This is a genomic window from Microbacterium sp. ZW CA_36 (assembly GCF_044987475.1).
GTDB lineage: Bacteria > Actinomycetota > Actinomycetes > Actinomycetales > Microbacteriaceae > Microbacterium.
The window spans coordinates 1-11,606 of sequence record NZ_JBJDRL010000092.1 but is presented as its reverse complement, the minus strand read 5'-3'; the positions used below and the strand labels follow the sequence as shown (position 1 = coordinate 11,606).

The following is an 11,606-nucleotide window of genomic DNA, read 5'->3' as shown; positions in this document are numbered from 1 at the left end:
GGCGGGCGACGCGGCGGCAGGCTTAGCCGCAGGCGCGCCATCCGTCGACTTGCCGACGCCGTCGGCCTCGAGCGCGGCGCGCAGCTTGCGCGCCACGGGGGGTTCGATGGTGGACGAGGGGCTCTTGACGTATTCGCCGAGCGCCTTCAGCTTCTCGAGCGCGACCTTGCTGTCGACGCCGAGCTCGGAAGCGATCTCGTGCACGCGTGGTTTGGCAGCCACAAATTCTCCTGTCTGGGTCCACCCAGGCAGGGCAGACCGTTAATCGCGGACGGGTCTCATTTCGAGCCGTTCACTTTGTTTCCATAGCCGTTCAGCCTTTTGTTCGCTGTAGGTACTGGTCGATGGTCTGCGTGTCAAGCGGGCCTGACACACGCAATGCGCGTACGAAGGCACGGCGCCGAAGGGCGGCATCCATGCACTCCGGCGTCTTGTGCACCCACGCGCCTCGTCCGGGCATCGATGCGCGCTCGTCGAGGACGAGGACGGAATCGATGGAGACCACCCTGAGGAGAGTGGACCGGGGAGCACGCGTGCGGCATCCGACGCACGTTCGTACAGGTTCCATCGTACACCTCGCGTCTGGGAGCACGCGCCGCAGGCGGCGCTCAGCCCTCCTCGAGGATGCTGTCGGGCTGGATGTCGATCTTGGCACCGGTGAGCTTGGCGGCCAGGCGGGCGTTCTGCCCCTCCTTGCCGATCGCGAGCGACAGCTGGTAGTCCGGCACGAGGGCTCGTACGGCCTTGTTCGAAGCATCCAGGACGAAGCTCGACGTCACCTTCGCGGGCGACAGAGCGTTCGCGACGAACTTCGCCAGCTCCGGGTCGTAGTCGACGATGTCGATCTTCTCGCCGCCGAGCTCCTCGGTCACCGCGCGCACACGGCGGCCGAGCTCGCCGATGCAGGCGCCCTTGGCATTGATGGACGGGTCGTTCGCCTTGACGGCGATCTTCGTGCGGTGGCCGGCTTCGCGCGCCAGCGAGACGATCTCCACGAGTCCGGCGGGGATCTCGGGCACCTCGAGCGCGAACAGCTTGCGGACAAGGCCCGGGTGGGTGCGGGAGACCGTGATCTGCGGCCCCTTCGTACCCTTGGCGACCGACGTGACGTAGACGCGCAGGCGGGCACCGTGCGCGTAGTCCTCGCTGGGCACCTGCTCCTCGGGCGGCAGGATGGCCTCGACCGAGCCGAGATCCACGTGCACCATGCGGGGGTTCGGGCCCTGCTGCACGATGCCGGCGACGATGTCGCCCTCCTTGCCCCGGAACTCGCCCAGCACGGCGTCGTCGGCGATGTCGCGCAGACGCTGGCTGATGACCTGCTTCGCGGCGAACGCGGCGATGCGGCCGAAGTCCTCGGGAGTCGACTCCTCCTCGCCGATGACGGCGCCTTCGTCGTCGAGGACGGGGATGAACACGGCGACGTGACCGGTCTTGCGGTCCAGTTCCGAGCGCGCGCCCTCAGGCAGTTCGCCGGTGGGCGACGTGTGCTTGGCGTAGGCGGTCAGGATCGCCTGTTCGATGATGCGCACGAGCTCGTCGAAGGGGATCTCCTTCTCGCGCTCGACAGTCCGCAGCAGTCCGAGATCGATGTCCACAGTGGCCTCCGTATTCAGCTCTCACCGGCACGTCGACGCGCGCCGGAACCCTACAACGTTACCCGATGCCGCGGCGCACGGTTCTGGGAGTCCGATGCACGGCTGCACGTGGCTGGGGGTGCTCGCAGGAGGGCGCGGCCAACGTCGCCCCGGGGGCCGGTTCTGAGACGCCTACTCGGTCGGGCAGTCATCGACGTGCGTGTCGGCGTGACGGAACCGCGCGTCTGTCCAGGCGATGAGCACCGGCACGAAATGCGAGCCCGGGAGCAGGGTGCGCAGGTGGTCGTAGCCACGGTATTCGAGGCTGCGGACCTGATCGCCCTGCGCGCACAGCCGCTCGACGAACTCGTGCTGGAGGTGGGGGGGAATGACCTCGTCCTCGTCGCCCCAGGCGATGAGGATCGGCTGCTCCCAGGGCCCCGTCGGCGTGTTGTCCTCGAGACGACGGCCGAGGGCGCCGGTGGTGAGGTCGCCCTCGAACAGCGGGCGGTCCTCGGAGACGCCGAGCGCCGTCGCCACTGACACGACGACGCCGGGTTCGGAGGGACACCGCTGCGTCATCTCGCGGACGATGGCCTCCGAGCCCGGGGCGATGTAGTCGGTGAGTTCCACGTCGTCGTAGGTGTCGGCATACGGCACGAGCACCCACGAGATGAGGATGGACAGCAGCGCATTGGCATCGCCCCTCGTCAGCTCCTCGGCCAGCTCGACAGGCTCGGCGGCCGGTGCGAGCAGCGCCGTGCCCCGGATGTCGAGGTCGGGGGCGTAGTCGCCGGCGATCTGCGACGTCCACAGCGCCGCGTGTCCGCCCTGCGAGTGTCCCCAGACGACGGTCCGGCTCGACAGCGTGAGACCGTCCAGCTCGCCTGCGGCGAGCACCGCGTCGAGTGACGAGCGCGCCTCGCCGCGCCCGATGAGATAGGGGAAGACGCCCGGCGCGCCCTGGCCGGAGTAGTCGGACGCCACGACGACCCACCCGCGTGCGAGCGCCTGGTCGAGGCCCGGTATCGCCCACTTCGTCGCGGACGCGTCGCGCAGGCTGGGCGCGCAGCCACGGGCGACGCCGGTCGTCCCGTGGTTCCAGACGACGACCGGTCGCGGACCCGGCGGCGCCTGCTGCGGCACGATCACGAGAGCGCTCGCCACCGCGGGCTGCCCGTTCGCGTCGCGGGTCGTGTAGAGGATGCGCATGACCTCGGCGCCGGAGGGCTTCTGCCCCGAGAAGTCGTCCGTGCGGATCAGCTGCCCGTGCTCGTACGGCACGACGGCCGGCGGGTCGTAGAAGGCGTCCACGACCTGCGCGCCGTCCTCGAACCACGCGTTCGCCCACCAGCCACCGGCGGCGAGCGCTACGAGCAGTGCCGAGAGGGCGTACCGGCCGGCGGCCAGCCACGCGGCGCGGGCGCGACGCCGCCTCGGGGCACCCGCAGCTGCGGCCGAGACGGATGCCGCGTCCGGAGGCGCCGACTCTGCCGAGGCGGAAGCCGCATCCGTGAGGTCGGGCACGTCTCGCGCCGACGCGTGCGTCTTCGCCGGGACCGGCCCGGCGGGCTCACCGGTGGCGGGGACCGAGCGTCTGCCCTCGACGAACGCGCGCACGGCACGCACGAGCATGGACGCACCGAAGATCACCGTCCGCACGCCGAAGATCAGCGCGACGACGAGCACCGTCACGTCGGGCCACGCATACGACAGGATGCCGAACGCGATCTGCGCCCCGCCCCAGACGCCGGCGAGCACCCGCTGGCTGACACTCCCCCGCCGCACCGCGTCGTAGATCGACGCCAGACCGCCGAGCACGAGAAGCACCGCGATGATCTCGGGGAGCAGCTCGAGGGTACGGCCGAGGCCGAGGAGGATCCCCAGGCCCAGCGCGATCCACACGACGCCGAATCCGACGCGGGACCACAGCGCCGTCTCGGGCGCCGCGAGCATCCGTGCCACGCCGGAGAAGATGGCACTCAGTCCCACGTAGACGGTGAGGAGGACCAGCGAGGTGAGCGGCCGCGTCACGATGAGGAGTCCGACCAGCAGCGACAGCGCGCCCACCACGACGAGCACCGCCGGAGGAGCTCCGCGCACGAGTCGCGGCACGACGCTCCATCCGGACGGGAGCTGTCGACGGCCCTCGCGGATCATCCGCCCCATGATAGGTGCGCCCGCCGATGGCACCCTGAGGCCGCACCGCGCGCGGCGAACCGTCGTGGTCGGCAACGCATCCCGCCGGACCCGCGTCAACCCCCGCCTTCCGCGCGATCACGGGTCTAGCGTGAGGGCGTGAAAGCCAACGCGAAGCAGCTGGCCCGCGAGGCGGAGTCCAGCGCCGTCTTCGAGGCCGTGGCCCGCGCCGGATACGTCGCCAACGGCGTGATCCACATCCTCATCGGGGTCATCGTCATCGTGCTCGCCGCGGGCGGGCGCGGCGAAGGCGACCAGGCGGGCGCGATGAAGGCGGTGGCAGGCGCCCCCGCCGGCTTCGTCGTCCTGTGGCTCATCGCGGTCGGACTGTGGGCGCTGGGCGTGTGGCACGCGGCCGAAGGCCTCCTCGCGCGCGACCGATCGGGCGACGCCAAGGGCGCCGCGCGCAAGTGGGGCCGACGGATGGCCGATTGGGGGCAGGCGGCGGTCTTCATCGCGCTCGGCCTCATCTCGGCAGCGGTGGCGATGGGCGCGCGACCCAACGCCGAGGAGGCGGCAGAGGGCGCGAGCCGGGGACTGCTGGAGGTGCCTGGCGGACCCATCCTGCTGGGACTCATCGGCCTCGGTATAGGAATCGGCGGGATCTCGTTCGTGGTGATGGGCGTCATGCGGAGCTTCCGCACGCGCGTGCGGATCCCGGACGGCAAGCGCGGACGCACGCTCACGACGCTCGGGGTCGTCGGCTTCGTCGCGAAGGGCGTCGCCCTGACGATCGTCGGGGTGCTGCTCGTCATCGCCGCGGTGGCGACGGACGCCGAGACCGCCGGTGGGCTGGACGGTGCGGTCGACGCGCTGCTCGCCCTGCCGCTCGGCCCATGGCTCGCCTGGATCGTCGGCGTGGGCTTCATCGCCTATGGGATCTTCACCGTCGTGCGGGCCCGCGTCGCGCGGATGTGACAACGCGGACTGCGGCGACCCGGGGCGGCAGGGGATCCATTGAGGCGCGGCATCCGTGCTGTCAATGCCCTGGAGGACATGCGCGACATCGTCGAGTCTGAGGGCATGACACACGCAGAAGAAGATCTCGTCACCGGCCCGGAGGCGATCGCCCGGGTCAAGGAGCTGGTCGAGGACATCGACTTCACGATGCTCACCACCCGGGATGCCGCGGGCAATCTCGTGAGTCGGCCGATGAGCACACGGCAGATGGACGACGCCGGCGACATCTGGTTCTTCACCCTCGCGGGGACCAGCAAGGTCGCCGAGGCCCAGGCCGACCCGCAGCACGACGTCGGACTGTCGTACCTCGACCCGAAGGGTCACCGGTACGTGTCGGTCGCAGGGCGTGCCGAGGTCGTCCGCGACGACGCGAAGATGAAGGAGCTCTACTCCCCCGACCTCGACATCTGGTTCGAGGACGGACTGGACACCCCCGGCATCGTGCTGCTGCGCGTGACGCCGGTCGAGTGCGAGTTCTGGGAGCCGCGGCACGGCAAGCTCGTCACCGCCGCGGGAGTGCTCAAGTCACTGGTGACCAAGGACACGCCCGACGACACGATGTCGCACGGCAAGGTCAGCTGCTGACCGGAGCCGGACGCCGCGCCGCCTGAGGTCAGGCGGCGCGGCGCTCTCGGCGGCGGCCGGTCAGGCGCGGTAGACCTGGACCACCGACGGGCGCGGCGCCGTCGGCACGGCGCCCGGCAGGGTCGAGCCGTAGTCGGGGAACAGCGAGGTCGGCGCCGCGAACGTGCCGTCCTCACCGGGGTGCTGCACCGCGACGAAGACGAGGCCCTCCTTGTCGTGGATCACCGGCCCGCAGGTCTCGGCATCACGCGGCACCGACAGGAACTGCTGCACGTGGCCGCGCTCGGCGCCCTCGAGCGGCACGAGGAAGAGTCCGTCGTTGTAGCCGATCGTGCTGGGCGCGCCATCCGTGGAGATCCAGAGGTTGCCAGACGAGTCGAAGGCGACGTTGTCGGGGCACGAGATCGGCGACACGAGCTCCTTGGGGAAGCCTGCGAAGTACGAGTTGGCGAACGTCGCCGGGTCGCCGCAGAGGAGCAGGATGCTCCAGCCGAACGTGGTGCCGGACTGCCCCGCCGTCTCGGTCAGCTCCACCACATGCCCGTAGCGGTTGCCGGTGACCGGGTTGGTCTCGTCGAGCGTCGCCGCCGAGCGAGCCGAGTTGTTGGTCAGCGCCAGGTACACCTTGCCGGTCTTCGGGCTGGGCTCGACGTCCTCCGGACGGTCCATCTTCGTCGCGCCGACCGCATCCGCCGCGAGACGCGTGTGGACCAGGACCTGCTCGGTCGTGAAGCCGGGCACGACGCTCTGCCCGTTCTGCGTCAGCGGGAGCCAGCTGCCGGAGCCGTCGAACAGCCCATCGCTCGGAAGCGCTCCGGTGCCGAGGATCTCGCCGGCCGGGGAGTTGCCCGAGAACTTCGCGACATACAGGTCGCCCTCGCTCAACAGCTGCAGGTTCTTCCTGCGCGAACCCGAGATCCTGTTCTTCGACACGAACTTGTAGAGGTAGTCGTTGCGCTCGTCGTCGCCCATGTAGGCGACCACGTGGCCGTCCTCCGCGACGATGACGTTCGCGCCCTCGTGCTTGAACCGGCCCATCGCGGTGTGCTTGCGAGGCGTCGACGTCGGATCCTGCGGGTCGATCTCGACGATGTAGCCGAACCGGTTGGGCTCGTTGACGAAGTCGGGGTTGTGCGCGTCGAAGCGAGGGTCGTACTTCTCCCATCCCGTCGACGTCGAGGTGGAGGCGGACGCCTGGTACCGCTTCTGAGCCGGGGTGTCCGCTGCCCACGCGAAGTACCCGTTGAAGTTCTCCTCGCCCGACAGGATCGTGCCCCACGGGGTCGTCCCGCCTGCGCAGTTGCCCAGCGTGCCGTGCACCCACCGACCCTCGGGGTCGGCCGCGGTCTTCACCAGGTCGCTCCCGGCCGCAGGGCCTGTCAGCTCGAAGACGGTCTCGACCGTGATCCGGCGGTTGCGGGGGCCACCGACGACATACGACCAGGGCTCACCCGTGCGCTTGCGGCGGATCTCGACGACCGACATGCCCTGCGCGGCCTTGAACACGTCGCCGCGGCGCTGGAGCTCAGCCGGGTCGGACGACGGCGGGAACATGATCGCGGGGTTGACGTACTCGTGGTTGGTCACCAGGACGCCGGTCTTGCCGCTCGGGTCGGCGACGATGTCGAGGTAGTCGCAGTTGTAGCCGAACTGCAGAGCCTGAGCCGCGGGCGACTGGCCGTCGATGTCGAAGGCCGGAGCGTTCGAGAACAGGGGGTCGCCCCACCGGATGACGGGCCGCCAGGTGTAGCCCGACGGAACCGTGAACTCGTCGACGAGCCGGTTCACCGGGGAGATGGGGTCGAACGGCAGGCTGCCGCCGGCGGGGCGAGCGAATGCCGCGCCCGCTCCCCCGACGCCCGCCGAGCCGGGCGCCGACAGCGGCGTCTGCGAGCGGAGACCGCCGACGGCGATCGCGAGCGCCCCGGCCGCGCCGAGCCCGAGGAGCGCACGACGCGACAGCGCAGCCGAGGCCACCTCCTGGAAGGTCTCGTTGTGCGAGGAGTTGCACTCCGGCCCGAGGCACGCGTTCGCGCACTTGTACTGGCACGTCGCCGCGAGGCGCTTGCCGCGCGCGTGGTCGGCGAGGGGAAGGGAACGGCGGAATCCTTCGATGATGCTCACGAGGGTCCTCTCTGCAGGCATGGCGGCGTCGGCCGGGGATGCCGTCAGCCTCGCCCCGTGCGGCGACGCCCACCGGAACCGCAGGTGAACAGCCGACGACGGACGCATGAGAACGACCTCATTCCCGGGACGGATGCCGCGGCCTCAGCCGCCGTGGATCAGGCCGGCGGTGCAGAGTGCAGCGCGTTGACCGCCGCGATCAGGCGGTACAGCTCACCCACGCGGAACTGGTTGAGCCGCAGCACCAGGCGCGGCAGCTCCACGCGGTCGTCGTCCTCACGTTCGATCGTGAGCGGGCCGCGGCGCTCGATGCGGCCCTCTGCGAGCAGGGCGCCGAACTCGGCGTTCAACGCCGATACCTCGGCATCCGTCGGCTCGCTCTTCAGACGCAGCACCAGGCGCTTGCCGACCCACCGCAGCGAGTCATAGTTGCGGTAGAAGCCGGTCAATGCGGCCACGGCGGACTCGACCGAGTCGGTCACCACGACGCGATCGAAATCGCCCTCGGAGATGACCCCCGACGACAGCAGGTGGTCGTCGACGAAACTGCGCAGTCCTGACCAGAACCTTCCACCGGGGGCGTCCAGGAGCACGATCGGCGTCGGGTCGGCCTTTCCCGTCTGCTGCAGGGTCAGCAGTTCGAACATCTCATCCAGCGTGCCGAACCCGCCGGGCACGCACACGAAGCCCTTCGACTCCTTCACGAGCATGAGTTTGCGCGTGAAGAAGTACTTCATGGTGACGTTCCGCGCGTTCTCGCCGACGATCGCGTTCGGCTTCTCCTCGAACGGCAGCCGGATCGAGACGCCGAGCGAGTTGTGGGCACCCGCTCCCTCCGCCGCCGCCTGCATGATCCCCGGGCCTGCGCCCGTCACGACCATCCACCCGCTCGCGGCCAGCGCGGCGGCGACCTCCGAGGCCTGACGGTAGAGCGCGTCGTCGGGGAGGGTGCGAGCCGAGCCGAAGATCGTCGCCTTCGGCAGGTCCTCGTACGGCGCGAACAGCTGGAACGCCGCGCGCATCTCGGTGAGCGCCGCGCTCGCGATCTTCAGGTCGAGCCTGTCGGCGCGGTCCAGGCCCAGCCCGATCCCGGTCGCGAGGATGCGGGCGACGAGATCGGCGTTGTCGGTGATCCCGGCATCTGCGAGCATCCCCCGCATGTCCTCGGTCACTTCAGGGGGCACCGCGGCGCTGTGGTTCATGCCTCCACGTTGCCATGTCCCGTCCGTGTGCGGGCGGACGCAAGCGGAGCGCCCGGATCAACCGTTCCGACCCGAAGGTCGGACGAGGCTCAACGTGCCGTCAGGCGCGCCACCGCGTCCGCGCTGGACACGACCTCGCGTTCGCCGGTGCGGCGGTCCCAGACCTCGACCTGGCCATCGGCGGCGCCACGGCCGACGATGACGATCCTCGGCACGCCGACGAGCTCGGCGTCGCCGAACTTCACGCCCGGAGACACCTTGGGCCGGTCGTCGTAGAGCACATCGAGGCCGGATGCCTCCAGATCGGCCGACAGCTTCTCGGCCACGTCGAACATGACGGCCTCACGCCCGGCCGCCACGACGTGGACGTCGAACGGCGCCACCGACGGCGGCCAGATGAGGCCCTTTTCGTCGTTGTTGAGCTCGGCGATGATCGCCAGGATGCGGGTGACGCCGATGCCGTACGAGCCCATCGTCACCGTGACGAGCTTGCCGTTCTCGTCGAGGACCTTGAGACCCAGCGTCTCGGCGAAGAAGCGCCCGAGCTGGAAGACGTGCCCGATCTCCATGCCGCGAGCGAGCTCGACGGGCCCGGAGCCGTCGGGCGCCGGGTCTCCGGCGCGGACGTTCGCGACCTCGACGAAGCCGTCACCGGCGAAGTCCCGGCCGGCGACGAGGGTGTGGACGTGCTTCTGGTCGATGTTGGCCCCGGTGATCCACGCCGTGCCGTCGGCGATACGCGGATCGAGGAGGTAGCGGATGCCGGTCGCCGACTCCTCGCCGAGCACCGCCCCGGTCTCGGACCACGGACCGATGTAGCCCTTGACGAGCAGCGGGTGCCTCTCGAAGTCCTGCTCGGTCGCGGGCTCCACGGCCGCGGGGGCGAAGGCCACCTCGACGCGCTTGTCGTCGATGTCGCGGTCGCCGGGCACGCCCACGATGACCAGCTCGCGGGTGCCGTCGAGATGGGTCAGGGCGAGCACGACGTTCTTGAGCGTGTGCGCCGCGGTCCACTCCGCGGCGCCGTCCGTTGCGGGGCCGGCGATCCCCGACGCGGGAGCATCGAGGTGCGCGTTCGCGTGGTCGACCAGCGTCTGGATCGTCGGGGTGTTCGGCGAGTCGAAGATGACCGGTGCGCCGATGCCGTCGAAGGGGATCGACGCCGGCGCGGTCGTCGTGTACGCCTCGACGTTCGCGGCGTAGCCGCCCGCTGACCGGACGAACGTGTCTTCGCCGACGGCCGTCGGGTGCAGGAACTCCTCGGAGCGGGCGCCACCCATCAGTCCGTTGTCGGCGGCGACGATGACGTACTCGAGTCCGAGCGCCTGGAAGATCCGCTCGTACGCGTCGCGCTGCGATTGGTACGAGGCGTCCTGCCCCTCGTCGGTGTAGTCGAACGAGTACGCGTCCTTCATCGTGAACTCGCGCCCGCGCAGGAGCCCAGCACGTGGGCGGGCCTCATCGCGGTACTTGTCCTGGATCTGATAGATCGTCAGCGGCAGGTCCTTGTACGACGAATACAGGTCCTTGACGAGGAGCGTGAACATCTCCTCGTGGGTCGGTGCGAGCAGATAGTCGGCGCCCTTGCGGTCCTGCAGGCGGAAGATGCCGTCGCCGTATGAGGTCCAGCGGCCGGACGCCTCATACGGGTCGCGCGGCAGCAGGGCCGGGAAGTGCACCTCGTACGCGCCGGCGCTCGTCATCTCGTCGCGGATGATCTTCTCGATCTTCGCCTTGACCTTGAGCCCGAGCGGCAGCCAGGTGAACACGCCCGGCGCGGCACGCCGGATATAGCCGGCGCGCACGAGCAGCCGGTGGCTCGTCACCTCCGCGTCGGCGGGGTCTTCACGAAGCGTGCGGAGGAAGAAGTGCGACAGACGGGTGACCACGAGGGTCAAGTCTAGGACGCACGGTCCCCACGCCCACTCACGACAGCGTCGGCGCGCTGCCGCGAGGGTGGCCCTGGCCGCGTCACGGAGTCAGGTGGACCTGCCCGGGTGCCGGGGTCAAGGACGCATCAGTGCGAGCACCGCCGCGGTGAGCGGGAGCGCGTCGGTGGTGCTCCGGATGAAATCGGGCGTCACCATGAGGACGTTGACACCATCGGTCGCGACGACCACGGAGCCGGACCCCTCGTAGCGGTCGAGCCCCGGCGCGATGACGGCGGCCTCTGCCCCGTCGACCGTCACCGGCTGCGCGTCCGCCGCGTCGAGCGCCGTCTGGAACGCGATCGCGCCGCCGGGGACGACGTCGACGCGGACCACCTCGCCTGAGGTCGTATCTCCGCTCCCCGATGTGAAGTGCAGTTCGCACCAGCTCGTGGCGCGTGCGAACAGCGCGACCCCCTCCAGTCGCTCGGTCGCCTCGCCGCGACTGCTCTGGGCAAGCAGTGCCACCCGCTCGAAGCCGTACACGGCAGGGTCGATGGATGCGACGATCGCGGCGCAGTCGGGCAGCGCCCACCACTCGGCGGTACGGGCGGCGGGAGTCGGGGCCGGGTGATCGGCCAGGCGGCGCGATGCCTCGGCGAAGAGTCCGGCAACACCCGTCGCCGTCACGGACTCCTTCTCGCCTGCCGCCCGGACAACCATCCATGTGCCGCCCACGACGCCCGCCTCCGTGCATTCGACCTGGGTTCCGTCCTCAGTGACGGGCGCGCACCCGGTCGCGGTGCCCGCCTGCAGAGCGTCGTCGACCACGGCCTCGGGATAGGCCATCAGGTGTGCGGTGGCCGCCAGGTAGACGCCGTCCGACACCCAGACGCAGTCGATTCCCCCGAGCACCTCGTTCGCGCCCGTCTTCCAGCGGTAGTCCGACAGCATCATGTCGATCTTCGCGACCGCCTCCACGTTCGCTTCGTCGAGCGCGTTCGCGCATTCGCCGGCGAAGGGAGTGACGCCCGCTGCTGATGCGACCGGAGTGGGAGGTGACGGCGTCGACGTGGGGGCGGGGGTCGTCT

General features: G+C 70.1%; 10 protein-coding genes. 2 read left to right on the top strand and 8 right to left on the bottom strand.

Going from position 1 to position 11,606, the window contains the following annotated elements; genetic code table 11:
* The 4 genes from ACI3KX_RS20805 to ACI3KX_RS20790 all read right to left on the bottom strand — a co-directional run.
* Positions 1-222: translation initiation factor IF-2 N-terminal domain-containing protein (locus ACI3KX_RS20805; RefSeq protein WP_404910940.1), on the bottom strand; the 222-nt coding region annotated here is incomplete at its 3' end.
* Between the two features lie 91 nt (positions 223-313).
* Entirely contained in the window at positions 314-568 is a 255-nt protein-coding gene (locus ACI3KX_RS20800) for a YlxR family protein (protein ID WP_331911325.1), read from the bottom strand.
* 40 nt (positions 569-608) lie between these two features.
* On the bottom strand, positions 609-1,598 hold the full coding sequence (nusA, locus tag ACI3KX_RS20795; protein WP_349426982.1) for a transcription termination factor NusA: 990 nt from the start codon (positions 1,596-1,598) through the stop codon (positions 609-611).
* 171 nt (positions 1,599-1,769) lie between these two features.
* Positions 1,770-3,737, bottom strand: coding sequence for a lipase family protein (locus ACI3KX_RS20790; RefSeq protein ID WP_349426981.1), 1,968 nt, complete (start codon positions 3,735-3,737; stop codon positions 1,770-1,772).
* Positions 3,738-3,875: 138 nt separating this feature from the next.
* Between ACI3KX_RS20790 and ACI3KX_RS20785 the strand changes: the two genes are divergently transcribed.
* Both ACI3KX_RS20785 and ACI3KX_RS20780 read left to right on the top strand, forming a co-directional pair.
* Positions 3,876-4,694 carry a DUF1206 domain-containing protein gene (locus tag ACI3KX_RS20785; RefSeq protein WP_404910939.1) on the top strand — a complete coding sequence of 273 codons (819 nt, stop codon included), beginning with the start codon at positions 3,876-3,878 and terminating at the stop codon, positions 4,692-4,694.
* Positions 4,695-4,799: 105 nt separating this feature from the next.
* Positions 4,800-5,321: a pyridoxamine 5'-phosphate oxidase family protein gene (locus tag ACI3KX_RS20780; RefSeq protein ID WP_404910938.1), complete on the top strand. Its 522-nt coding sequence runs from the start codon at positions 4,800-4,802 to the stop codon at positions 5,319-5,321.
* A 60-nt stretch (positions 5,322-5,381) separates the two neighbouring features.
* Here the strand turns inward: ACI3KX_RS20780 and ACI3KX_RS20775 are convergent, their stop codons facing one another.
* The 4 genes from ACI3KX_RS20775 to ACI3KX_RS20760 all read right to left on the bottom strand — a co-directional run.
* Positions 5,382-7,466: a PhoX family protein gene (locus ACI3KX_RS20775; RefSeq protein WP_404910937.1), complete on the bottom strand. Its 2,085-nt coding sequence runs from the start codon at positions 7,464-7,466 to the stop codon at positions 5,382-5,384.
* Between the two features lie 137 nt (positions 7,467-7,603).
* A complete protein-coding gene (locus ACI3KX_RS20770; protein WP_404910936.1) occupies positions 7,604-8,647 on the bottom strand; it encodes a TIGR00730 family Rossman fold protein in 1,044 nt (347 codons plus the stop codon).
* An 89-nt stretch (positions 8,648-8,736) separates the two neighbouring features.
* Entirely contained in the window at positions 8,737-10,536 is a 1,800-nt protein-coding gene (locus ACI3KX_RS20765; protein ID WP_404910935.1) for a proline--tRNA ligase, read from the bottom strand.
* A gap of 117 nt (positions 10,537-10,653) precedes the next feature.
* Positions 10,654-11,606: hypothetical protein (locus ACI3KX_RS20760; protein WP_404910934.1), on the bottom strand; the 953-nt coding region annotated here is incomplete at its 5' end.

Coding starts and splice junctions, on each gene's coding strand:
- ACI3KX_RS20800 (WP_331911325.1), bottom strand. CDS start 568: ATGGAACCTGTACGAACGTGCGTCGGATGCCGCACGCGTGCTCCCCGG.
- ACI3KX_RS20790 (WP_349426981.1), bottom strand. CDS start 3,737: ATGATCCGCGAGGGCCGTCGACAGCTCCCGTCCGGATGGAGCGTCGTG.
- ACI3KX_RS20780 (WP_404910938.1), top strand. CDS start 4,800: ATGACACACGCAGAAGAAGATCTCGTCACCGGCCCGGAGGCGATCGCC.
- ACI3KX_RS20775 (WP_404910937.1), bottom strand. CDS start 7,466: ATGCCTGCAGAGAGGACCCTCGTGAGCATCATCGAAGGATTCCGCCGT.
- ACI3KX_RS20770 (WP_404910936.1), bottom strand. CDS start 8,647: ATGAACCACAGCGCCGCGGTGCCCCCTGAAGTGACCGAGGACATGCGG.